Raw genomic sequence first — 21,119 nt, 5'->3', positions numbered from 1 at the left:
CAGCCTAGACCCTAGCACTGAGCGTCAATGAACCATTCCGAAGCACTCAACGGGCAGCTGGCCCCTCCACCCGCTGGCACGCCGGCGCGCAAGGCCGTGGAGGTGCGCGATGCCAGTGTGGTCTACCAGACCGCAGACACGCCGGTCCATGCGCTCAGCAACATCTGTCTGGACTTTCATGAGGGCGAATTCGTCTCCCTGATTGGTCCCTCGGGCTGCGGCAAGACCACGCTGATGCGCGTGATTGCCGACCTGGAGCACATCAGCGCTGGCGAGGTGCTGGTCAACGGCGTGAGCCCGGCTGACGCCCGTCTGGCGCGTGCCTATGGCTATGTCTTCCAGGCGCCTGCACTCTTCCCCTGGCGCAATGTGCTGGCCAATGTGACGCTGCCGCTGCAGATCCAGGGAAAAGGCAAGGCCGAAGCCAAACGCATTGCCATGGAACACCTGGAGCGCGTGGGCCTCAAGGGCTTTGAAGGCAAGTACCCCTGGCAGCTCTCGGGCGGCATGCAGCAGCGCGTCTCCATTGCACGTGCGCTGTCCTTCGAGCCCAAGATTTTGATGATGGACGAGCCCTTTGGGGCGCTAGACGAAATCACACGCGACCGGCTTAACGAACAGTTGCAACAGCTGTGGCATCGCGAGCGCCGCACGGTGGTGTTTGTGACGCACAGCATTGCCGAGGCGGTCTACTTGTCCACCAAGATCGTGGTTATGTCGCCGCGCCCGGGCCGCATCGTCAAGGTGATCGAATCGACTCTGCCGGACGAGCGCCACCTGGGCCTGCGTGACACGCCGGAATTTGTGGCACTGGCCCACGAGGTGCGCGAGGCGCTGGCAGATGGCCACCACTAAGACATTGCCACAACGTCTCCTGCACGACTGGCTGCCAGTCGCCGTGGTGCTACTGGCCGTGGTGCTGGCTTGGTACGGCGCCGCCTGGGGCATGAATGCGCAAGGTGCCATCGAGCGTGTGCTGGACGAAGAGGCTGGCTACACGCAGATGGAGCTGTTCGAAGCCACCATGAGCATGGAGCGCCCGCTGGTGCCCGCACCGCACCAAGTGGCCCTGGACTTTTACGAGAGCCTGACCGAATGGCCGATCGACTCGCCGCGCAACCTGATCTACCACGTCATCGTCACCGGCCAGTCCACGCTGCTGGGCTTTGCCTTGGGCACGGCATTGGGCTTGTTGTTGTCGGTACTCATCGTGCACAGCCGCACCTTGGACAAGGCGCTACTGCCCTGGATCGTCGCTTCGCAAACCGTGCCGGTACTGGCCATTGCGCCCATCGTGTTGGTGGTGCTGGGCAGCCTGGGCTTCTCGGGCACGGCGCCCAAGGCCTTTATAGCCATGTACCTGTGCTTCTTCCCGGTCACCGTGGCCATGGTGCAGGGACTGCGCTCCCCACAGAAGATTGAAACCGAGATGATGCATACCTATGCCGCCTCGCGCTGGCAGTCACTGTGGCTGTTGCGTTTGCCTGCCGCTTTGCCCTTCCTGTTTCCTGCGCTGCGCGTGGGCGTGGCGGCAGGTCTGGTAGGGGCCATGGTCGCTGAGTTGCCCACCGGCGCACAAGCCGGTTTGGGTGCACGCTTGCTCACGGGCTCGTATTACGGGCAGACCACGCAAATTTGGTCAGCCTTGGTCATGTCGGCGCTGCTGGGCTTGGCGCTCACTGGCATCGTGGCTGCCGTGGAGCGCCTGGTGCTGCGCAGCCGGGGGGGCGTATGACAGAAGGAATAACCCCGATGTGGTTCTGGCCCGGCATGCTGCTCTTGGCGCTGGTGGCGGGCTACAGCGTCTACCGCATGGCGGCCGTCAACGGCAGCCGCTGGGTGGGCATGGCCACGGCCGCGTTGTTTGGCGCGTGGGTGCTGGTGTTCTGGGAAATCTTGGTGCGCGCGCTGGATGTGCCGCGTGTGCTGCTGCCCGCACCCAGCCTGGTGATAGGTTCCATCGGCGACCACGCACCCAAGCTCTGGGGCGACTTTGTGCAGACCGTGGGCAAGGCGGTGTTGATTGGCTGGGCGCTGGGCTGTGGCCTGGGCTTTGCCGTGGCGGTGGCGATTGACCGCATGCCGTTTTTGCAGCGCGGCCTCTTGCCCGTGGCCTCGCTCACCAGCGCCATTCCGCTGGTCGGTGTGGCGCCCATTGCGGTCATGTGGTTTGGCTTTGAGTGGCCGTCCAAAGCAGCGGTGGTCGTGCTCATGACCTTCTTCCCCATGCTGGTTTCCACCTTGGCGGGCCTGCAGGCCGCAGGCAAGTTGGAGCGTGAGCTGATGTACAGCTACGCGGCCAGCTACCCGCGCACCTTGTTGGCGCTGCGTCTGCCCGCGGCACTCCCTTTCATCTTTGGCGCGCTCAAGGTCAATGCCACGTTGGCGCTCATTGGCGCCATCGTGGCCGAGTTTTTTGGCTCGCCCACCTCGGGCTTGGGTTTTCGCATCAGCACCGAGGCCGCGCGCATGAACATGCCGCTGGTCTGGGGCGCGATTGTGGTGGCGGCGGTCACCGGGTCGGTGGCCTACGCCTTGCTAGTTGCATTGGAGCGCCGCGCGGCGTTCTGGCATCCCTCAGTGCGCGAAGGGTGAGCCCGCGCTTGGTCCGTGTTGCGTTTTTCCATTAACCCGTAGAAGGAGCTTTCCATGATTCGTTCTTCCCAATGCGCCAAGAGCCTGCTGGCTTTGGCGCTGGCCGCCGCCGGCTTTGCCGCCCAAGCGGCCGACAAGGTGACTGTGCAGCTCAAGTGGGTGCCGCAAGCCCAGTTTGCCGGCTACTACATGGCCGCGGCCAAGGGCTTCTACAAAGATGCCGGCCTGGACGTGACCATCAAGCCCGGTGGCCCCGACATTGCGCCCACCCAGGTGATCGCTGGCAAGCAGGCCGACATCGTGGTGGACTGGATGCCTTCTGCCCTGGCCGCGCGTGAAGCCGGTGTACCCCTGGTCAACGTGGCCCAGGTGTTCAACCAGTCCGGCCTGATGCTGACCTGCAAAAAGGCCAGCGGCGTGACGACACCCAAAGACTTCAAGGGCAAGACCCTGGGCGTCTGGTACGGCGGCAACGAGTACCCCTTCCTCAACTGGATGGGCAAGCTGGGACTGAAGACTGACTCCGACATCAAAATCTTGAAGCAAGGCTTCAACGTTGACCCGTTGTTACAAAACCAGGCAGCATGTATTTCCACCATGATCTACAACGAATACTGGCAAGTGGTGGACGCGGGTGTGAAGGAAAAAGACCTGGTCACATTCTTCTATGAAAAAGAAGGCGTGGCCACGCTGGAAGACGGCTTGTACGTGCTGGAGTCCAACCTCAAAGATCCCGCCTTTGTGGCCAAGATGGGCAAGTTCCTGAAAGCCACGCTCAAGGGCTGGGACGCTGCGGTCAAGGACCCCGAGGGTGCCGCCAAGGCCGTGGTGTCGGCTGACACCTCCGGCAGCGCCAGCCTGAAGGTGCAGAAGCGCCAGATGGAAAACGTGGCCAAGCTGATCACCAACGCGGGCACACCCAAGGTTGGCTATCTGGAACCCGCCGCCTATGAGCGCACCGTGAAGGTGTTGCTGGCCGGTGGCAGCGACCCCGTGATCAAGAAAGACCCGGGCAAGGCTGCGTATTCCCACGCCATCTGGGAAGCGGCACAGAAGTAACTGAATAATCGGTGGCATGAACCACGTCGCCGATGCTCCCAAGGGCCTCATTCGCCTGGCGAATGAGGCCCTGATACTTTCTGCGGCCGAGAAGGTGTTTGCGCGCGCCGGCTTTGGCGGCGCCACCATGGCCGCCATCGCCGAAGCCAGTGGCCTGCCCAAGGCCAATCTGCACTACTACTTTGGTAGCAAAGAGGTGCTGTACCGCGAAGTGTTGGCCCGCATCCTCAACGACTGGCTGGTGCCCACCCACGGCATCACTACCGACGCCGACCCCAAGACGGCCCTGACCCAATACATCCGCGACAAGATGGAGCTGTCTGCCCAGCGGCCCGACGGCTCCAAGGTGTTTGCCAACGAACTGCTGCACGGCGCCCCCGTGGTCAAGGGCCTGCTGGCCAACGAACTGCGCACCCTCTTGCTGGAAAAGGCCGCCGTGGTGCAGGCCTGGGTAGACGCCAAACGCATGGCCCCGGTGGATGGCATGCACCTGTTCTTCACCATCTGGGCCGCCACCCAAACCTACGCCGACTTCGATGTGCAGATCTGCGCCGTGCTGGAGCAGGACGCGCTCACCCCCCAAGACTTTGAGCGCGCCACGGAGCATGTGGTGTCCCTGATCCTGCGCGGTTGAAGACTTTGAACGTGCCACCGCGCATGTGGTGTCGCTGATCCTGCGCGGCTGCGGTCTATAGGCCTAATCTTGATTTCTAGTTCGAATCGCGACATTGGTTGCGCAGGCCCGAGAGTACCTCAGCAGGGGTTTTGAAGCCCAAACAGGCGCGCGGTCTTGAGTTGAGCAAACGCTCAATGCGGGCAATTGAAGCTGGCGTTTGCAGACTCAATGGCTCGCCCTTTGGGATGAACTGGCGTATCAGTCCTATGGTGTTCTCATTGGTACCACGCTGATTGGGCCGCTGCGCATCACACACGTACAAACGCTCGTGCTCAACCACTGTGTGTAACTTGGCGAACTCACTACCCCGGTCAGTGGTGATGCTCAAAACCGGCCAGCGCGCATCACCCAACAGACGTTGGTGCACTGCAACCGCAGTCGTTTCTGGCAATCCGTTATCTAGCAAGACCAGCCTGGTGTATCGGCTACTGCGCTCCACGCACACCAGCAAGCGGGCCTTGTAACCCCCGCGCATGCCCATCATGGTGTCTATCTCCCAATGCCCCACCTGCAGGCGCTGGCGCACCTGGAGCGGGCGTTGAGCGATGGGTTGCACCGAGCGAGCCCAGCCGAACACGCTCAGAGGCCCTGTCTTGCACCGACGGTTGGGACGGGCACGCCGCAGAGGTCGATCATCTCGCTTGGGCCACACCCGGGCAGCCCATGCATAAATGGTCTGCATGCTGGGCATGTCAGGACTACTGCAAGCCGGTGCCAAGGATGCTGTGAACTGCGCGCGCCCTGCAATCTGCTGAGGCGACCAGTAAGACTGGGTCATTGCTTTGCGCACATGCTTCCACACTGCAGGGGTGTAGCGTGGAGCATTGGCGGCACAGCGTAGGGCGCAGCCACTGCGATGACTCTGGGCGCGTTGGGCGTTGTAGGCACCTTCGCATCGTGTCAGTTCACGGTAGATGGTGCTGCGGTGACGGCCCAGGCGTAGCGCAATCTGGCATTTGCTTAAATCCTGTTCAAGCCAGGCTTGAATCTGGTAGCGTTCACTTGGGCTGAGGTGGTTGTGGGTCATTGGCAAACCTGTCGGTGTAGGAACCAAAAGGCTAACCAATTCACTCCATCCTCAGCCCTTCGTACTGCGCTCAGAGGTGTCGCAATTCGACTTGGAAATCAAGTAATCGGCCTCTAGCGCCCGTAGACGCTGCGCCAACAGCTCCTGTTTTGATAGTGAAAATGGTGCGAGCCACGCACTGAATGCGGCAGCTACAGCGGGTCGGCCGCTCATGGGGCATCCGGGGTACCGTCGGTCAGCAGCGCGTCGGCACTGCCCATTTTCTGCACTACCAGCTCAATGAAGCGCGACACCGCCAGGGGCAGGTAACGCCTGCTCGGGTAGACCAGGTTCACGCCATGCCCGCGGCGGTGGTAGGTGGGCAGCACCGGCACCAGCAGGCCCGCGCGCAGGTCACGCCGGGTCAAGGTGGCAGGCAGCAGCGCAATCCCCAGTCCCGCCAGTGCTGCCTTGCGCAAAGCCTGTGCGGTGTTGCCGCTGAAGCGCCCACTCACCTGCACTTCAGACTCGGTGTTACCGGGCCCGGTGATACGCCAGGTGCCTTTGCCACTGGGGTGGCTGAACACCAGGCAGTCGTGGTCAGCCAACGCTTGCAGTGTGGCCGGAACGCCGCGCTGGGCGATGTAGGCCGGGCTTGCCACCATGCCGTCGGTGCCCGCCTCCAGCACTTTGCGTGCAAAAAAGCCGGAGTCCTCCAAGATGCCGCCGCGAAACGCCACATCAATACGCTCCGCAATCAGGTCGGCGCGCCCGTCGCTCAGCACAAAGTCCACCCGCACCTTGGGGTAGGTCGCCAGGAACTCGGTGAGCCACTCCATCGCAAAGAAATCGAAGAAATCAGCCGGTGCGGCCACCCGCACCAAACCGCTGGGCTCCTGGTTCACCGCCTGCAGCTCCTGGCTGGCGTCCATCAAACCATCCACCGCAGCGCTGCAGCGCTCCAGAAACACCTCGCCCGCACTGGTGAGTGCCAGGTTGCGGGTGGAGCGCTGCATCAGCCGAATGCCCAGCTGTGCCTCCAGCAATTGCACCCTGCGGCTCAGCGTGTTGGCCGGTACGCCCATGCGGCGCGATGCCTCGGCAAAGCTGCCGCAGCGCACCACTTGCACAAAGGTGGCAATGTCATTCAGGTCAGGCATGGCGAATTACTTCAGTAAATGGACGAGTGCAATCATATTGCGCTATCTAGTCAATCAATCAAGGAATTTTTAAGCTACAGACATTCCTCCAACCACCCCAAGAGTCCTTATGTCCACACCCGCTTTTGCCCCACGCGCCATCGCCTACCGCACCCGTGGCACCACCCACGGCCCCGTCACCCGGCTGATGAGCCCAGGCGACTTGGGACAGGTGCTCAAGCCTTTCATCTTTTTGGATCTGGTCCATTTCCAGGCCGGTGGGCTCAACCAAGGGTTTGGCATGCACCCGCATTCGGGCATTGCCACGGTCACCTTTCTGTCCCAGGGGGATGTGCGCTACGAAGACAGCACCGGTCAAGCCGGGCTGCTGCCCGCAGGCGGCGTGGAGTGGATGCGTGCCGGCAATGGCGTGTGGCACACCGGCAGCCCCGTGGGCGATGTGCCCGGTGTGGGTTTTCAGTTGTGGGTGGCGCTGCCCGCCGCACTGGAAAACGCGCCAGCCCAAAGCCAGTATTTGGCGCCCGAGCTGGTGCCCCACATCGGGCCGGTGCGCGTGCTGCTGGGCAATTACGGCATGGCCAACAGTCCCGTGGCCGCACCCGCTGGCATGACCTACCTGTCGGTTCACTTGGCCAAGGGCGAGCGTTGGACCTACCAGCCGCCCGAGCATCACACGGTCGCTTGGGCCGCAGTGGCTAGCGGCGGGCTGGTCGCCTCGGAGGCCATCGACGCAGGCGAGTTGGTCGCCTTTGAGCCGGGCAACCAGCGCATCGACTTTGTGGCGACCGAAGCCACCCGCTTTGTATTGGGCTCGGCCGTGCCGCATCCCCACGACCTGGTGATGGGCCACTACTCCGTCCACACCAGCCGTGCCGCTCTGGACCAGGGCGAAACCGAAATCCGCCGTATCCGCCAAAACCTGCGCGCAGCAGGACGGCTCGGCTAAGCGCACCTTCATTTCCCACGAACCATCAGCACCCCGGGGGCATGGGTGGTTCGCTTTCGCAATGCCCCCAAACCCCTCTCTCAAGGAAAACACCATGAACATCGGCATCATCGGCTCCGGCGGCCTCGGCTCTAACGTGGCCCGCGCATTGGCCAAACAAGGCCTGTCGGCCACCATCGCCAACCGGCGCGGCCCGGACCCTTTGGCGGCTCTGGTCGCTGAATTGGGCCCCACCATCCGGGCCGGCACCGTGGCAGAAGCGGCCGCCGCAGATATCGTCCTCGTCGCCGTGCGCTGGACGGATTTGGGCGAGGCCCTGGGCCACCCTGCCGGCCTGGAACGGTCGCATCGTCATCGACGGCACCAACCCCGTGGAGTTTTTGGACCCCAATTCCCCCGACGCCCAAGACCCCAGCAACCCGCTGGCGGCGTATGGCATCAAGGCCATCGACCTGGGCGGCCGCTCGTCCAGCGAAGTATTCAGCGCTTTCGTGCCTGGCGCCCGCGTGGTCAAGGCGCTGAATCATCTGGATGTGAACGTGTTGGCGCAGCCCCATGTGCATGGTGGCCAACGCGCCATGTTCTATGCGGGCGACGATGCCGCCGCCAAGGGCGATGTGCGCAAGTTGCTGGACGCGATGGGCTACTTCCCCGTAGACCTGGGCACACTGGCTGCCGGCGGTCGCTTGTCAGAGCTGCCCTTCGGCGCTTTGTCGGCCAGCAACTTCATCAAAGTCTGAGCCTGCATACCCTCACCCAGACCACGCCCAAACCCCTGTGCAGACCTGCTCCGCACAGGGGTTTCATATATCAAGAAACTGGCCTCTAGTGCTTGTGGATAATGCGCGAAAAGCTATCAATAAAATAGCAATTCGGCGTTGCGTACCCAGCGCAGCAAGAACGCTTTGCCCTCCGAACCACGGGCTTGCAAACGTTGTCAGCCGACTCCTTACACTCTAGCCCTGCAAGCTGTCTTCAGGGAGAAGGTGTGTTTCAGGGATTGGATATCGACGGGGCGACCGTGTCCGCCATGCTGGTGCTTTACGTCGTGTTGGGTGCGGCGTCTGCCGCGGTGACTTGGCTGGGCCGCGCGTCGCCCACGGGCAGTCTGCGTTTGCAGGTCAATGCCTGGTGGTTCATCTTTCCGGTGTTCAGTGTGGCCTGGGCCTTGTACCCCTGGGGCCCTGGTTTGCTGGTGGCCCTGATCGCCGCGCTCGCGTGGCGCGAGCTGGCCCTGCACCACCCCACAGCACCCCGGCGCTTTCAGTGGGCGTGTGCCGCACTGCTGGCGCTGCAGTTCGCCGTGATGGGTGCGGAGCTTCCGGGTGCGGTCGCGCTGCTGCCCGTGCTGGCGCTGCTGCAGCTCATTCGTTGGTGGCAGCAACCGGCCCCTGCGCGCTTGCTCTGGCTCCTGTTTCTCCTACTGTGTGCCGGGCTGGGCTTTGTGTTGCAGCTGGAGCGATTGCCCTTGGACATGGCGCAACGCCGAGCCTGGTTTTTCTACCTGTTCACTGTGACCGCGCTCAACGACGTGGCGCAGTTCATCAGTGGCAAATGCCTGGGGCGGCACAAGATTGCCAAGACCATCAGCCCCAACAAAACCTGGGCCGGGCTGTTGGGCGGCGTGGTGGCCAGCGCACTGGTGTCGCTCGCCTTGGGCATGCAGCTTCAGCTCGCGTCTGCGCCATTTTTGCTGGCCTTGGGTGCTGGGTTGTCGCTGGCCGGATTCTTGGGCGACCTGGTGTTTTCTGCCGCCAAGCGCGCGCTGGGCCTCAAGGATTTCTCCAACCTCATCCCCGGGCATGGCGGCATACTCGACCGGGCGGACAGCCTGGTGCTAACCGCCCCCTTGCTCTACGGCGTATTGCGTTGGTCTTTGCACTAGCCTCGGCCCACGCGGTTCTCTTTTTTCACACAGGAACTCCATGACGAATGCAATGCCTTTGGCTCCCTGGACGTGCCATGAGGCCGGGTTTGACACCCAGTACCAGACCCGTCTTTTCTACCGCGCATGGCAGCCCCAGCAGCCGCGTGCGCAGGCCGACGGCGGCCCGCGCGCACTGATTTTTCTGCACCGTGGGCATGAGCATTCGGGCCGCATCCAGGCACTGGTGGAGCAGCTGGGTTGCACGCAGGACTGGGCCTTTGCCTGGGACGCGCGGGGCCACGGCCATTCGCCCGGCGAGCGCGGCGATGCACCCGGTTTTGAAACCCTGGTGCGTGACTTTGACGACTTTGTGCGCCATCTGCAGGCGCGCCACGGCATTGCCCCGCACAACACCCTGGTCGTGGCCAACAGCGTGGGCGCCGTCATTGCCGCCACCTGGCTGCACGACTATGCGCCCGGTGTGCGCGGCGTGGTCATGGCGGCTGCGGCGTTCGACATCAACCTCTATGTGCCGCTGGCCAAACCGGCGTTGCGCTTGGCCATGGGCTTCAAGAAAGACCTGTTTGTCACCAGCTACATCCGCTCCAGCATGCTCACCCATAGCAAAGAGCAGGCGCTGGCCTATGACGCCGACCCGCTGATCACCAAAAACATCTCGGCCCGCGTGCTGCTGGACCTTGCCGACACCGCCCAGCGTGTGGTGCATGACGCCAGCGCCATCGACACGCCCATCCTGATGCTGGTCGCCGACCAGGACTACGTGGTCAAGCAGGCGCCGCAAAAGTTGTTCTTCGAGCGCTTGTCCTCCAGCCTCAAGCGCATGGTGGTGCTCAAGGACTGCCGCCACGCCATCTTTTACGAGAGCGACGCGGTGCGCAACCAGGCCGTGGCGGAGGCGCGCACCTTCATCGACGCCTGCTTTGCACAGGCACCGCTGCCCGCCGCCCACTACCACGCGGCCGACACCCACAGCGCCAGTGCGCGCCAGTACCAGGCGCTGCTGCGCGACGAGATTGGCCCCTGGCCGATGCGCGCGTTCTACGCCATTCAGCGCGTGCTGCTGGGCAGCCTGGGGCGGCTCAGCAAGGGCATGCGCATTGGCCTGGAGCATGGCTTTGATTCGGGTGCCTCGCTGGACTATGTGTATGGCAACCAGCCGCAGGGCGACTGGGGCATTGGCAAGGTGGTGGACGGCGGTTACCTCGGTGCCGTTGGCTGGCGTGGCATACGTCTGCGCCGCTGGCAGATGCAAGAGGCACTTGCGCAACGGATTGCCCAGCACCCGGCCACAGAGCCGCTGCGCATTTTGGACATTGCCGCAGGGGGCGGCCGCTACGTGCTGGAGACGGTGAAGCGTTTCCAGGACCGCGACATCCACGTCACTCTGCGCGACTACGCCGCACACAACCTGCAGCAAGCGCAGCGCCTGGCCGAACACTTGCAGCTCAAGCAGGCCCCCGAGCTGCAGCAGCGCGATGCCTTTGCCGACGCCAGCTACGACGACGGCGCCGCGCCCTATGACATAGTCATCGTGTCCGGCCTGTACGAGCTGTTCAACGACAACGCCGCCGTGCTGCGCTCCCTGCGCGGCGTGGTGCGCCAGCTCAAGCCGGGCGGCCACCTGCTGTACACCGGCCAGCCCTGGCACCCCCAGATAGAGCTGATTGCCAAGACGCTGAACAACCACCAGGGCCAGCCCTGGACCATGCGGCCCCGGCCCCAGGCCGAGATGGACGCGCTGGTGGCCAGCGCAGGCTGCCGCAAGGTGGCCACGCAGATCGGGCTGGAGGGGATATTTACGGTGTCCGTGGCGCGCAAGGACGCGGTGGACGGCGCGGTCTAGCCGCTGCGCTTTAGTCTGCCGCTTGGGTTGCGGCGCGCACGCGGTTGCGCACGGTCCAGCCCAACAGCACCAGCACGACCACCAGCAGGCCGTTGGTCCAGATGGGCGCTGCCCCGCCGCCCACCATGAGGGCCAGCAGCCCAAAGGCCACGGCGCGGTCGCTCTTGCCCATGGGGCCGTCAAAACGGCGTTGCTTGCCCGCCGCCAGCGCGGCCAAGCCTGTGAACTCTGCCCAAGATGCCGCCATCACGACCACCACCAACAGCCCTGCATGGATGCCGCTTGCCAGCGCAAAGGGCAGGTAGAGCGCGGCGTCCGACACCTGGTCACACAACTCGTTGAGCACGGCGCCCAGCGGTGTTTTTTGGCCCGTGGCGTTGGCCAGCATGCCGTCCAGCGCATTCAGTGCCATACGCACCAGCAGCACCAAAGGCAGGCCGGCCCAAAGCGCTGCGTTGCCGGGTGCCAGCGCCAGCGCGGTGCCGTACAGCAGCATCAGCGCCGTCGTGCCCAGCGTGAGCTGGTTGGGGCTGATGCCCCAGCGCGCCAAGCGCTGCAACAGGGGCTGCAACAGTTGTTGAAAACGGGGCTTGAGCTGGTAGACGGAAAAGCGCATGGGCAGGTGGGCGTGAAAGGGTCAGTGGGCTGTGCCCGTTTGCGGGTACTGGGCCAGGTAGGCGCCAGCCATCAGGCGGCTGCGGCTGTAGCCCATGGCGCAATGCAGGTACACCGGGTGCCCGCACTGTAGCGCGTTGTGCACGATGGCCAGCACACGCCGCACATCGGCGCCAGAGGGCGGCAGCAGGTCCAGCAGGGGCACGTGGTGGTAGCGCGCGGTGCGCAGCACCGGGGTTTCGCTCAGCTCATTGGCCAGGTCCACCACGGTGCAGCCGGGCGGAAGCAGATGTGCTTCTGCGTTGCTCAGCCGCCTGCCCACCCACAGGCCGGGCGCCATCTGGGCAAATGGCGGGTGCCTGCGTTCACGCCATTGCACGCACAGCCAGGTCAGGCGATAGCCCAGCAGGTAGGGCGCATAGAGCAGCCAGGCCCACCCGGCAAAGCGGCCCTGGGTCTTGTGCAAAAAATGCGCATCACCCAAGGCGTAGGCCCGCGCCACCAGCAGCAGGCTGGCTGCGCCATAGGCCGTGAGCCACCACGGCCACCATGCCATGCCCAGCACCACCACCACGCCCGCACCCAGCGCGTAGTACAGGGCTACCCAGGGCGTTTGCCGTTGGGGCCGCACCAACCTTATGCAGGCCCAGCCCAGCAGGGCACCGGCCAGCACGTCCAGCACATGGTGCTGGTAGGTAAACACCGTGGCCACCGACACCAGGCCCAGCGTGAACAGCAAAGCCACTTGCGCGGCACGCGCGCTGCACAGCGGGCGCCAGGCAAACCAGAAAATGCAGCAATAGGCCACGTGCAGCGAGGGCAGCTGGTTGTAGGGCTGGTCCAGTACGCCCAGCGCCGCATACAGCGGTGCCCACAGCGCAGACGCCACCTCGGGCCGCACACCACTGAAGCGCAGCGGCACCAGCACAAACACCAGGCAAGCCAGCACCGTGGCCAACAACAAGCGCTGGCTCAGTACCCGCAGGGCGTCTACCGAGCCCACCACCGCAAAGCTGCCCCCAAAAAACAGCCCCGACAACATGTAGGGCAACACCATCCACGGCACAAACGCGATGTGTGCATCCAAGGCTGTTGCCACGCTGCGGCTGACGCCTTGCTGCTGCGCCAGCAGGTTGGCGGCGGGGTAACACAGGCCAAAGGCTGCGGCGTTGAGCAGCCCATGACGCAGCCGCTGCGCCAGGGTGGCGCGCGGCGGTGTCGTCGGGGATGGGGTCGTCAATGACGGGGCGGACAAACGCATGGGGCGCAGAGGGGTGTGCTATGTTGAAGCCATGACACAAGCGCAGAAATACGAACGTTGCATGGTGATGGCCGGTGGCGGTTTTCGGTATGGCATTTACTTGGGGCAATACGCAGCAGCATGTGAGGTGGGCGAGCCGCCCGATGTGGTGCTGGCCAGCTGTGGCGCGTCCATCGCGGCCGCCTTGATTCACAGTGTGCCAGACGATGCACAGCGCCGCGCCTGGCTGGCATCGCCAGAGATGTACCAATTCTGGAGCAGCTTTAGCCCCGGGCCTAGTGCTGCGTTGCACCGCACCGTGTGGGGTGTGGCGCGGCGTGCGTTGCAGCGCGGCGCAGCCCCTACCGTGCCCGACCTGTTTGGCGACTACCTGTTTGCTGTGCCTCCCGCCTTGCCTGCGTTTCCCACACCATCCACCGCATCTGCGCGCCACGCCACGCCCGACGTGGCCATCATCGGCAGCCGCCTCTTGTTCACGCAAGACGAGGTGGGCCAGCCCCGCGGCCAGCGCAAGTTGTTGGAAGAAACCGTATTTACCCCGCCGCGCACGGCGCAGCTGCTGCAAGGGGTGCCTTCGCCGTTTCAGGCGGCGCAGTGGGGCAACACGGCGGTGGCGCCCACGGTGGCGGTCGACAGTGCCATGCCCTTGCCTGAGGCCGTGCGCATCTCGGTGTCCGACATGCTCTACTTTCCTGCCTACCCGCGTGGGGATGCGCACTACCTGGGGGGCGTGGTGAATCTGCTTCCCATCGAGCTGGCTCAGCGCCTGGCGCACCAGGTGGTGATCGAGTTCAAGTCTGAGTTTGAGCCTTTCACCTCGGCGCCTGCCTGGCGTGCAGTGCTGGGCATCCACGCGCACCAGCGCCTGCGCCATGTGCACGCGCAGCAGGCCGATGTGTGGATCGACAGCTCCGACATCAGCCAGGCGCTGCCCACGCAAACCATGCAAAAGAAAATGGACTGGCGCAACAACCGCCTGGTGCTGCAGCCACCAGTCAGCCACGCCGTGTTTGCCCAGCACATGCAAGCCCAGTGGGACTACGGCTACCAACGTGGTCTAGAGGCCTTTGCCCGCAGGCCGCGCGGCGCCCAGACGGGCATGCGCAGGGTCAATGCGTACAACCGGGGAGCGGTATGAAGGTCATGGTGATTGGGGGGACCAGCGGCATCGGTCTGGCGCTGGCCCGGCATTACTTGGAACACGGGCACCAGGTCGCCGTCTGCGGCCGCGACACCGAGCGCCTGCGCGGCACGGCGGTAGAGGGCCACCCGCGCCTGCAGGCCCACGCGTTGGACATTGCCGACCCCAGCGCCTTGGCCGCCGCACTGGCCCGCTTTGCGCCTGACCGGCTGGACCTGTTCATCGTTACCGCAGGCATGTACTTCAACACCCGCGACCACGTGCTGGACGCAGCCACCACCCTGCGCCTGCTGCAAACCAATGTGAGCGGCCTGAGCCATGCGTTTGAACTGGCAGCTGCGCAGATGCTGGCGCAAGGCAGCGGCCATCTGGTCGCCGTGTCCTCGGTGGCCGGTTTGCTCAAAGACTACCCCGGTGCCTCGGTCTACAGCGCCAGCAAACGTGCGGTACTCAGCATCTGCCAAACCTACCGCATGGCACTGGCGCCCTTCTCCATTGCGGTTACCGCCATCGTGCCCGGCTACATGGACACTGCCAAACTGCGCGACCTGAATGGCGGCGATGCCAGCCACAAGCCCTTTTTGATGTCTGAGGCGCAGGCCGTCGCCCGCATCGTGCAGGCCATTGACCGCAAAGACGCCACCGCCGTGTTCCCCTGGCAGATGCGCTGGTCCATCGCCCTGCTCAACCGCCTGCCCCTGTGGCCGCTGCTGCGCCGGGTGCTGCCCAAGGGCCGTGCTCCGCGGGCATGATTGTGGCGGCATCTGTAACCCAAATTGGCCTCTAGACCGCATGGATATTGCACAAACAGCTCCTAATTTAGGAGCGTTTACTCTGTTCGCCGCGCCCGATGTTGCCCAACAACGCGCTTGTCCGACGCTGCATCACCCTTGAACGCGTGTGCCACTGCGTCAGTGATCGCCTCCCAGATACCTGGACCAGCCAGCACTGGCATCTCCTTGGCCAAGGCGTGGCTGAGCTTGCCATCGTTTTGTTCCATGGAGCGCAGCAGACGGTCGGCCTGGTGATCTGGCATTTCCACGATCTCTTTGAGCGCCTGCCGGGCGCGGTGGTGGCCCGCCAGATATTTGGACTCTTCCCGCATCTGCTCCGTGATCGTGCGCGCAACCACTTTGGACATGTAGAGGACGTGGGGGCTCAGATCAGGGTAGCGCCACATCGGCCTGGCCAGGTCCTGGGCCTTGAACACGAAGTTGGAAACCACCCCGTCAGGGTAGGCGGTTTGAATCTGGGCGAACTCGACCTGGTCGCGAATGGATTGCATCAGTGGCTTGGACACCTGGTCCAGCACCTGGTCATAGGCACGCCGTTCGCCCGCGTCGGCGGTGATGACGGCCGACACCGGCAGGATGACGGGCTCCGGGATCACACCATCCCGGCGCAGGATGTCGTTGATCAAAAACCGGTGGACGCGGCCATTGCCGTCCGCCATCGGATGGATGTAGACAAAGGCAAACGCAGCCACCGCACAGCGCAGTACCGATGACTGGCCTTGTGTGCGGTCCAGGAAGACACGCAGGCCATCCAGCATGTCCTGCAGATCCGTGTCAGGCGGGGCAACGTAGTGCACCACCTCTTGGTATCGGATGGTTTCGCCGACGAACACCGGGGACTGTCGAATGCCAAGGTGGCTGAGCGTATTCACCGGGCCGAGGATCTCGTGCTGCAATTCCGCGAGGGCAGCGTCGGTCAAGGGCACATCACCCTGGCCGGTGCGGCGCGCCATGACATCCGCGAAACGCTGGATTCGGGTCGCGCGATCGGCTTCTCCCTCGATCGTGAAGCTGGCCTTGCTCTCGCGCAATGTCATCCAAGCCGCAGCGCGCAGAAGCAGCTCCTCACCAAACTCATCCGAGAGTTCAGCGATAAGCGCTTTGACATCCAGCGCGGCCGCCTCGACCAGCGCCCCTGTTTTTGCGATGGTGGGGCAAAAAAATCGGGTGCCAGGCAAGTTGTCGTGGATCCTCCACCGGGCGGACCGCGTGGTCTTGTCAGGCGAGGCAGCCAGAACAACCTCGCTGTTGATGGCATCGACGTAATTGCCGCCTATGCGGCCTGGTACTTCCAGGCGCGCACCGGTGAGCCACTCATAGAGGAATGCGGCACGCCGGGCGTACTGCCCCGTGGGCTCCTCGTTGATCCAGTTTTGGATGGCCTGTGGGCCCGTCTTGCTGAAGAGCCGGGCGAGGAACTCCAAGTGGGGAACTTCGTGGCGAAGGTGAAACTGCAGGTGCGCCGCCAGATGGGGGCTCGGGCGCATGTTCTCCGTGTAGGTTTCAAGGCCAAAGCCATCCTGCACCTGCGAAGCGCGCCGACCGCCGATTTGGCTGAGCACCGGAAACCGGCCCATGGGCAGCACATCGAACGCCTTGGATAACCAAGCTGCTCCAACCGGATCATCGGGCAAGGTGTTGAAGTTCAGTCCCATGGTGGTGTCCGTTTCTGAGGGCTCAAAAATGGTTAGAAATGAAGTGCCGTGAACACTAGCGACTTTTGTGCGCGCAAAAACGCTTAGAAAGTCTATCATTTGCTCAAATTCAATTCAACGCCATTCGGCGCCGCAATCAGTTCGCCGGACCCGCGACATGGGCTGGCTCCAGAAAGAAGCCCTTGCACCCGGTGTCGAGTCTCAGAGGCTTGCGCATGGCCAAGATGTGACTCCTTGGGCAGTTTTTTATAAGCCAAATTGGCCTCTAGTGCCCGTGGATATTGCGCGAACAGCTCCTAAATCAGGAGCGTTTAGCGGTATCCTTGCGGCCATGAACTGGCTCCATTTTTTGCTGGGGCGCCGAAAGCCCCTTTCTGCCGAACAGCGCGCCCGCGATCTCATCCACGCCGTGGACGCCGGTGGCCTGCCACTGAACGCCGCCATCGTCAACGACATCGCCCGGCAGCTGGGGCTGGAGGTGTCGAGCAGGGCGCGCATGGAAGAGACGATTGCGCGGATTCGGGGGGCGTTGGGGCGGGTGTAGTGTTGATGTGAGGCCGGAATGTGGCGGAAGCTGACATTCGATGCGCACGCTGAAACAGCTTCAAATTCACGGACTACATTTTTGATTTATGAAAGACATTGAATTCCGCAAGCCGATTGAAGCCGCGTGGGTAGACCACTTGCTGGTTGAGGCTCGCCGTGATTTGGTATTTCTTTGGCACATCATTCAAGGCAAGTTTGGTGGTCGAATAATTCCAGCTGCAGAGTTACCGTCCACGCTTGAGCGAATCGTCGAATCTCTTTTAGAGAAAGGGTGCACCGTTGGTTTTGGTAATCCAGACTCACCTGAATGGACCTTGAACTCTGGTCCGCGCCTCTTGATGCGCAAGTACCGTTTGACGGCAAGCTTGTTGCCGAAGAGTGCCGTGCCTTAACCGGTCTTCCTGGTGACGTTGTGCTTGGACTGAATTTCATTCCCGACATCACGGACTTAGCTAATCTCGAAATTTCTGTTGCAAGCGGTGAAGTCACCACACAAGCTTTTCAAGAATTTTGTGCCAAGCACAACCTGACGATAAATCGAAGCGACCCTTTCAGTGCTGCTCGGTTTATCGCCTATGCGTTTGGACAACCACTCGCTTGGTTGCACTTTCCGGCAGGTGCTGAAGGATTAGAGATGGCGCGACAGGTGTTCGCGTGGGCGTCGAGCAGAGGGTTTATCGTGATAGCTTTGCAGGGTGACAAGCCGCTATCGATGGACCAGCTAGAGCAATATTGGAAGCCTTAGCGGTGGACTTCTGCCATGGAGAAGAGGGAATGTCTCCTTTCAGTCTTTATTTGCCAGAATATTGTGCGTCCCGTTCATTTACTTATTCGTTAGGAGTCCACTAGGGAATGCTGGTAGCACTCAAACGCAAAGCAGGCGAAGCACTGTTGGTCGGAGCCGATATCGCAGGCATGGTGCTTTCGGTTTCGGGCGCCGCCGTGGTGGCCTTTCTCGGCAAGGTTATGTTCGCGGTGGTGCTGCTTGCTGTGGCCCTCGGCTTTTTTCTCAGGTTGTCTGGTCGCCGCAAGCTTGTGCCCCCGCCATTCGTACCCGGTTGGACTCGTCCGGCTGCTGGCCTTCTTTCGATTCTGGAGGTCGCAGTGCTCACCGAAGCTACGGATATGCCAGTTCGGTTTCATCAGCCTGGCTTTGAGCCTTGGCACTGGGGGCTTGTTGTCGTGGCTCTATTAGTCGCGTACGCTTTAAACATGCGTATATTCGCCGCACTCAGGGGGCGGAGCCGCGTTGTCACAACTCAGCCCTGACATGAGCCAATGCCATCAGAAGACCGCTATCAGTCTGCAGTCGTCCCATGCCTTACCATCACGCCCCATGAAGACAAGCTACATATTCGGCGCCATCCTCCTCTGCAGCATTGCCGGTGCGCTGGTTGGCTCGCGTGCCACCAAGACCGTTTTGCTGGTGGGTACCGGCGTTCTCTCGGCCTACGGGCTGTTCCGCATTCTGGGCTGAGCCCGCACACTCCCTATTGATTTATGAACGACACTACCGAACGCCCCCCGCTGCCCGACCACCTGTCCATCGACCCGCGCAGCCCGCACCATGTTGCCGCCGTGTTTGCGCACGACATTGGCATCCGCTTCAACGACAAGGAGCGCATGGACGTGGAGGAATACTGCATCAGCGAGGGCTGGATCAAAGTGCCTGCTGGCAAAACGGTGGACCGCAAAGGCAAGCCGCTGCTGATCAAACTCAAGGGCAAAGTGGAAGCGTTTTACGCCTGAGTGCGGTGTGCGCCTCCCAACAAAAAAGGCCCTTGCGGGCCTTTTTTATTGCGTCTGATCAGGGTGACACAAACACGCGCGCTTTGCGCGGGGTGAGGACAACAACTTCACCCTCTTTCAATCCTAGCGCCTGGTACTCCTGCGCGCCAATCTGCGCCTCGATGATGTCGCCACTGCCGGCGGCGCTGCGGTCTTCGGGCAGCAGCTCCAGGCGAGCAATGGGGCCCACCACAATCGCGCGCACCAGCTTGGCGGCAATGCCGGTTTGGCCGGTACCGGCCCGGAAGCGTTCCACCGCCAGGTCGTGGGGCCGCACGTAGGCAAAGGCCTTGGCGTCTTGCGTTTCGGCGTGCTCGGGTGTGGCCAGGCGCACGCCGTGCTGGGCTTCGCCAATCAGCATCTCGCCTTCGTGGGCGCGGCCGTGGAACAGGTTCACATCGCCCAAAAAGCCATACACAAAGGGGCTGGCCGGGTGGTCCCACACTTCTTGTGGCGAGCCGATTTGCTCGATGTTGCCGCTGTTCATCAGCACCACGCGGTCGGCGACTTCCAGCGCTTCTTCCTGGTCGTGCGTCACAAAGATGCTGGTCACATGCAGGTCGTCGTGCAGGCGGCGCAGCCAGCGGCGCAGCTCCTTGCGCACCTTGGCGTCCAGCGCACCAAAGGGCTCGTCCAGCAGCAGCACCTTGGGCTCTACCGCCAGGGCGCGGGCCAAGGCGATGCGCTGGCGCTGGCCGCCCGACAGTTGCGCGGGGTAGCGGTCAGCCAGCCAGTCCAGCTGCACCAGGCCCAGCAGGTCGTGCACCTTTTGTTTGATGACCGCCTCGCTGGGGCGCGTGGCGCGTGGTTTCATGCGCAGGCCAAAAGCCACGTTGTCAAACACGCTCATGTGGCGGAACAGCGCGTAGTGCTGGAACACAAAACCCACGTTGCGCTCGCGCACATGCACGTCGGTGGTGTCTTCACCGCTGAACAGAATGTTGCCTTGGTCGGCCGTTTCCAGCCCGGCAATGATGCGCAGGAGCGTGGTCTTGCCGCAGCCGGACGGCCCCAGCAGCGCAACGAGTTCGCCGGACTCGATGTCCAGGTTCACATCGCGCAGGGCCTTGAAGGTGCCGAAGTCTTTGCTGACGTTGCGGATTGCAATGCTCATATTTTCTCTCTCACAAAACTAAATCGGCGCGAAAACACGCGAGGCCAGAAATGCCGTGGAACCGGCTTTGCCGGGCCACTGGCATTGCCCCCTGCAAGGGGGAAAGCGGCCACACGCAGTGGGCAAGCCGGGGGGTGTTCATAGCGCTAGCGGCCGTTCGGGCGGGAGTTCGGCAGCGGCCTTCTGGTCGCGCTCGAACTGCCATTCCACAAAGGACTTGATGACCAGCGTGACCAGTGCCAGCAGGGCCAGCAACGATGCAATGGCAAACGCAGCCACCGACTGGTACTCGTTGTACAAAATTTCCACGTGCAGCGGCATGGTGTTGGTCTGGCCGCGGATGTGGCCCGACACCACCGACACCGCGCCAAACTCGCCCATGGCCCGTGCGTTACACAAGATGACGCCGTAAATCAGGCCCCACTTGATGTTGGGCAGCGTGACGTGCCAGAAGGTCTGCCAGCCGCTGGCACCCAGTACCTGGGCAGCCTGCTCTTCGTCGGTGCCCTGCGCCTGCATGAGCGGAATCAGCTCGCGCGCGATGAAGGGGAAGGTCACAAAGATAGTGGCCAGCACAATGCCTGGCACGGCAAACACGATCTTGATGTCGTGCGCCTGCAACCAGGGGCCGAACCAGCCGTGTGCGCCAAACATCAGCACATAGATCAGGCCCGCCACCACCGGTGACACCGAAAACGGCAGGTCCACCAGCGTGGTGAGGAAGGCCTTGCCCTTGAACTCGTACTTGGCAATGGCCCAGGCCGCAGCCACACCAAAAACCAGGTTCAGCGGCACGGCAATGGCGGCGGTGATGAGCGTGAGGCGGATGGCGCTCCAGGCGTCGGGTTCCTTGAAGGCTTCAAAGAACGCATCGGCGCCCTTGCGCAGCGCTTCGGTAAACACGGCGGCCAGCGGCAGCACCAGGAACAAGAAAATAAAGCCGAGTGCCAAGCCAATCAGCGTCCACTTGACCCAGGCGGGTTCGGTGGTGCCGGCTTTGGCGCGGCGGATGGTTCGAGAATTGCTCATGGG

23 protein-coding genes and 1 pseudogene are annotated in these 21,119 nt (G+C 62.9%); 17 read left to right on the top strand and 7 right to left on the bottom strand.

The genetic code is table 11. The features are described 5' to 3' along the window. Positions 1-27 precede the first annotated feature (27 nt). Genes U5O12_RS09545 through U5O12_RS09525 form a run of 5 tightly spaced genes read left to right on the top strand, consistent with a single transcriptional unit; the run spans position 28 to position 4,288 of the window. Entirely contained in the window at positions 28-855 is an 828-nt protein-coding gene (locus tag U5O12_RS09545; protein ID WP_322578407.1) for an ABC transporter ATP-binding protein, read from the top strand. Next, the gene (locus tag U5O12_RS09540; RefSeq protein WP_322578406.1) at positions 842-1,735 is read left to right on the top strand and encodes an ABC transporter permease; all 894 of its coding nucleotides are present in this window, start codon (positions 842-844) and stop codon (positions 1,733-1,735) included. Before U5O12_RS09545 ends, U5O12_RS09540 begins: the two co-directional genes overlap by 14 nt. A 17-nt stretch (positions 1,736-1,752) precedes the next feature. After that, complete coding sequence (locus tag U5O12_RS09535) at positions 1,753-2,595, top strand: ABC transporter permease (protein ID WP_322578405.1); 843 nt, start codon at positions 1,753-1,755, stop codon at positions 2,593-2,595. Positions 2,596-2,649: 54 nt separating this feature from the next. Further along, the gene (locus tag U5O12_RS09530; protein WP_322578404.1) at positions 2,650-3,654 is read left to right on the top strand and encodes an ABC transporter substrate-binding protein; all 1,005 of its coding nucleotides are present in this window, start codon (positions 2,650-2,652) and stop codon (positions 3,652-3,654) included. Positions 3,655-3,670: 16 nt separating this feature from the next. Beyond that, positions 3,671-4,288: a TetR/AcrR family transcriptional regulator gene (locus U5O12_RS09525; RefSeq protein ID WP_322578403.1), complete on the top strand. Its 618-nt coding sequence runs from the start codon at positions 3,671-3,673 to the stop codon at positions 4,286-4,288. A gap of 76 nt (positions 4,289-4,364) precedes the next feature. Here the strand turns inward: U5O12_RS09525 and U5O12_RS09520 are convergent, their stop codons facing one another. Continuing rightward, positions 4,365-5,357, bottom strand: a complete 993-nt coding sequence (locus U5O12_RS09520) for an IS30 family transposase (protein WP_322577431.1) — start codon at positions 5,355-5,357, stop codon at positions 4,365-4,367. Between the two features lie 209 nt (positions 5,358-5,566). After that, positions 5,567-6,496: a LysR family transcriptional regulator gene (locus U5O12_RS09515; protein ID WP_322578402.1), complete on the bottom strand. Its 930-nt coding sequence runs from the start codon at positions 6,494-6,496 to the stop codon at positions 5,567-5,569. Positions 6,497-6,605: 109 nt separating this feature from the next. On the opposite strand from U5O12_RS09515, the gene U5O12_RS09510 reads away from it, so the two are divergent. The 4 genes and pseudogenes from U5O12_RS09510 to U5O12_RS09495 all read left to right on the top strand — a co-directional run bounded on the left by U5O12_RS09510 (position 6,606) and on the right by U5O12_RS09495 (position 11,173). Further along, positions 6,606-7,442 (top strand): pirin family protein, encoded by an 837-nt coding sequence (locus U5O12_RS09510; protein WP_322578401.1) that lies wholly within the window; start codon positions 6,606-6,608, stop codon positions 7,440-7,442. 94 nt (positions 7,443-7,536) lie between these two features. Then, positions 7,537-8,182, top strand: a pseudogene (locus U5O12_RS09505) (NADPH-dependent F420 reductase). 248 nt (positions 8,183-8,430) lie between these two features. Next, positions 8,431-9,327, top strand: coding sequence for a phosphatidate cytidylyltransferase (locus tag U5O12_RS09500; RefSeq protein WP_322578400.1), 897 nt, complete (start codon positions 8,431-8,433; stop codon positions 9,325-9,327). Positions 9,328-9,367: 40 nt separating this feature from the next. Next, positions 9,368-11,173 carry a bifunctional alpha/beta hydrolase/class I SAM-dependent methyltransferase gene (locus U5O12_RS09495; protein WP_322578399.1) on the top strand — a complete coding sequence of 602 codons (1,806 nt, stop codon included), beginning with the start codon at positions 9,368-9,370 and terminating at the stop codon, positions 11,171-11,173. 10 nt (positions 11,174-11,183) lie between these two features. Here the strand turns inward: U5O12_RS09495 and U5O12_RS09490 are convergent, their stop codons facing one another. Beyond that, positions 11,184-11,789 carry a CDP-alcohol phosphatidyltransferase family protein gene (locus U5O12_RS09490; protein WP_322578398.1) on the bottom strand — a complete coding sequence of 202 codons (606 nt, stop codon included), beginning with the start codon at positions 11,787-11,789 and terminating at the stop codon, positions 11,184-11,186. Positions 11,790-11,810: 21 nt separating this feature from the next. Further along, positions 11,811-13,049, bottom strand: a complete 1,239-nt coding sequence (locus U5O12_RS09485) for a phosphatase PAP2 family protein (protein ID WP_322578397.1) — start codon at positions 13,047-13,049, stop codon at positions 11,811-11,813. A 31-nt stretch (positions 13,050-13,080) separates the two neighbouring features. On the opposite strand from U5O12_RS09485, the gene U5O12_RS09480 reads away from it, so the two are divergent. Both U5O12_RS09480 and U5O12_RS09475 read left to right on the top strand, forming a co-directional pair. After that, positions 13,081-14,187, top strand: a complete 1,107-nt coding sequence (locus U5O12_RS09480) for a patatin-like phospholipase family protein (RefSeq protein ID WP_322578396.1) — start codon at positions 13,081-13,083, stop codon at positions 14,185-14,187. Then, positions 14,184-14,942, top strand: a complete 759-nt coding sequence (locus U5O12_RS09475) for an SDR family NAD(P)-dependent oxidoreductase (RefSeq protein ID WP_322578395.1) — start codon at positions 14,184-14,186, stop codon at positions 14,940-14,942. The genes U5O12_RS09480 and U5O12_RS09475 overlap by 4 nt, the downstream gene beginning before the upstream one ends. A 77-nt stretch (positions 14,943-15,019) precedes the next feature. Here the strand turns inward: U5O12_RS09475 and U5O12_RS09470 are convergent, their stop codons facing one another. Further along, complete coding sequence (locus tag U5O12_RS09470) at positions 15,020-16,639, bottom strand: Fic family protein (RefSeq protein ID WP_322578394.1); 1,620 nt, start codon at positions 16,637-16,639, stop codon at positions 15,020-15,022. A gap of 331 nt (positions 16,640-16,970) precedes the next feature. Here U5O12_RS09470 and U5O12_RS09465 point away from each other — a divergent pair, with 331 nt between their 5' ends. The 6 genes from U5O12_RS09465 to U5O12_RS09440 all read left to right on the top strand — a co-directional run bounded on the left by U5O12_RS09465 (position 16,971) and on the right by U5O12_RS09440 (position 18,934). Next, positions 16,971-17,183 (top strand): hypothetical protein, encoded by a 213-nt coding sequence (locus U5O12_RS09465; protein ID WP_322578393.1) that lies wholly within the window; start codon positions 16,971-16,973, stop codon positions 17,181-17,183. A gap of 88 nt (positions 17,184-17,271) precedes the next feature. After that, entirely contained in the window at positions 17,272-17,577 is a 306-nt protein-coding gene (locus U5O12_RS09460; protein WP_322578392.1) for a hypothetical protein, read from the top strand. Continuing rightward, positions 17,493-17,930, top strand: a complete 438-nt coding sequence (locus tag U5O12_RS09455) for a hypothetical protein (RefSeq protein WP_322578391.1) — start codon at positions 17,493-17,495, stop codon at positions 17,928-17,930. Before U5O12_RS09460 ends, U5O12_RS09455 begins: the two co-directional genes overlap by 85 nt. 107 nt (positions 17,931-18,037) lie before the next feature. Then, positions 18,038-18,454, top strand: coding sequence for a hypothetical protein (locus U5O12_RS09450; RefSeq protein ID WP_322578390.1), 417 nt, complete (start codon positions 18,038-18,040; stop codon positions 18,452-18,454). A 67-nt stretch (positions 18,455-18,521) separates the two neighbouring features. Beyond that, on the top strand, positions 18,522-18,662 hold the full coding sequence (locus tag U5O12_RS09445) for a hypothetical protein (protein ID WP_176452092.1): 141 nt from the start codon (positions 18,522-18,524) through the stop codon (positions 18,660-18,662). A 23-nt stretch (positions 18,663-18,685) separates the two neighbouring features. Continuing rightward, positions 18,686-18,934 (top strand): DUF3297 family protein, encoded by a 249-nt coding sequence (locus U5O12_RS09440; protein ID WP_094482682.1) that lies wholly within the window; start codon positions 18,686-18,688, stop codon positions 18,932-18,934. A 58-nt stretch (positions 18,935-18,992) separates the two neighbouring features. Here U5O12_RS09440 and U5O12_RS09435 read toward each other — a convergent pair whose 3' ends face one another. Both U5O12_RS09435 and cysW read right to left on the bottom strand, forming a co-directional pair. Continuing rightward, a complete protein-coding gene (locus U5O12_RS09435) occupies positions 18,993-20,087 on the bottom strand; it encodes a sulfate ABC transporter ATP-binding protein (RefSeq protein WP_322578389.1) in 1,095 nt (364 codons plus the stop codon). A 138-nt stretch (positions 20,088-20,225) separates the two neighbouring features. Beyond that, positions 20,226-21,116, bottom strand: coding sequence for a sulfate ABC transporter permease subunit CysW (gene cysW, locus U5O12_RS09430; protein WP_322578388.1), 891 nt, complete (start codon positions 21,114-21,116; stop codon positions 20,226-20,228). Between the last annotated feature and the right edge of the window lie 3 nt (positions 21,117-21,119).

Origin of the sequence: Rhodoferax sp., assembly GCF_034519335.1 — a bacterium.
In the GTDB taxonomy this organism is placed as follows: domain Bacteria; phylum Pseudomonadota; class Gammaproteobacteria; order Burkholderiales; family Burkholderiaceae_C; genus Allorhodoferax.
The sequence above is the reverse complement of the archived record's forward strand: the minus strand, read 5'-3'. Positions and strand labels throughout refer to the sequence as shown.

What these genes read in the sequence shown, in the direction of transcription:
- U5O12_RS09545 (WP_322578407.1), top strand. Translation starts at nt 28, where the DNA reads ATGAACCATTCCGAAGCACTCAACGGGCAGCTGGCCCCTCCACCCGCT.
- U5O12_RS09540 (WP_322578406.1), top strand. Translation starts at nt 842, where the DNA reads ATGGCCACCACTAAGACATTGCCACAACGTCTCCTGCACGACTGGCTG.
- U5O12_RS09535 (WP_322578405.1), top strand. Translation starts at nt 1,753, where the DNA reads ATGTGGTTCTGGCCCGGCATGCTGCTCTTGGCGCTGGTGGCGGGCTAC.
- U5O12_RS09530 (WP_322578404.1), top strand. Translation starts at nt 2,650, where the DNA reads ATGATTCGTTCTTCCCAATGCGCCAAGAGCCTGCTGGCTTTGGCGCTG.
- U5O12_RS09525 (WP_322578403.1), top strand. Translation starts at nt 3,671, where the DNA reads ATGAACCACGTCGCCGATGCTCCCAAGGGCCTCATTCGCCTGGCGAAT.
- U5O12_RS09520 (WP_322577431.1), bottom strand. Translation starts at nt 5,357, where the DNA reads ATGACCCACAACCACCTCAGCCCAAGTGAACGCTACCAGATTCAAGCC.
- U5O12_RS09515 (WP_322578402.1), bottom strand. Translation starts at nt 6,496, where the DNA reads ATGCCTGACCTGAATGACATTGCCACCTTTGTGCAAGTGGTGCGCTGC.
- U5O12_RS09510 (WP_322578401.1), top strand. Translation starts at nt 6,606, where the DNA reads ATGTCCACACCCGCTTTTGCCCCACGCGCCATCGCCTACCGCACCCGT.
- U5O12_RS09495 (WP_322578399.1), top strand. Translation starts at nt 9,368, where the DNA reads ATGACGAATGCAATGCCTTTGGCTCCCTGGACGTGCCATGAGGCCGGG.
- U5O12_RS09490 (WP_322578398.1), bottom strand. Translation starts at nt 11,789, where the DNA reads ATGCGCTTTTCCGTCTACCAGCTCAAGCCCCGTTTTCAACAACTGTTG.
- U5O12_RS09485 (WP_322578397.1), bottom strand. Translation starts at nt 13,049, where the DNA reads ATGCGTTTGTCCGCCCCGTCATTGACGACCCCATCCCCGACGACACCG.
- U5O12_RS09480 (WP_322578396.1), top strand. Translation starts at nt 13,081, where the DNA reads ATGACACAAGCGCAGAAATACGAACGTTGCATGGTGATGGCCGGTGGC.
- U5O12_RS09475 (WP_322578395.1), top strand. Translation starts at nt 14,184, where the DNA reads ATGAAGGTCATGGTGATTGGGGGGACCAGCGGCATCGGTCTGGCGCTG.
- U5O12_RS09470 (WP_322578394.1), bottom strand. Translation starts at nt 16,639, where the DNA reads ATGGGACTGAACTTCAACACCTTGCCCGATGATCCGGTTGGAGCAGCT.
- U5O12_RS09465 (WP_322578393.1), top strand. Translation starts at nt 16,971, where the DNA reads ATGAACTGGCTCCATTTTTTGCTGGGGCGCCGAAAGCCCCTTTCTGCC.
- U5O12_RS09460 (WP_322578392.1), top strand. Translation starts at nt 17,272, where the DNA reads ATGAAAGACATTGAATTCCGCAAGCCGATTGAAGCCGCGTGGGTAGAC.
- U5O12_RS09455 (WP_322578391.1), top strand. Translation starts at nt 17,493, where the DNA reads ATGGACCTTGAACTCTGGTCCGCGCCTCTTGATGCGCAAGTACCGTTT.
- U5O12_RS09450 (WP_322578390.1), top strand. Translation starts at nt 18,038, where the DNA reads ATGCTGGTAGCACTCAAACGCAAAGCAGGCGAAGCACTGTTGGTCGGA.
- U5O12_RS09445 (WP_176452092.1), top strand. Translation starts at nt 18,522, where the DNA reads ATGAAGACAAGCTACATATTCGGCGCCATCCTCCTCTGCAGCATTGCC.
- U5O12_RS09440 (WP_094482682.1), top strand. Translation starts at nt 18,686, where the DNA reads ATGAACGACACTACCGAACGCCCCCCGCTGCCCGACCACCTGTCCATC.
- U5O12_RS09435 (WP_322578389.1), bottom strand. Translation starts at nt 20,087, where the DNA reads ATGAGCATTGCAATCCGCAACGTCAGCAAAGACTTCGGCACCTTCAAG.
- cysW (WP_322578388.1), bottom strand. Translation starts at nt 21,116, where the DNA reads ATGAGCAATTCTCGAACCATCCGCCGCGCCAAAGCCGGCACCACCGAA.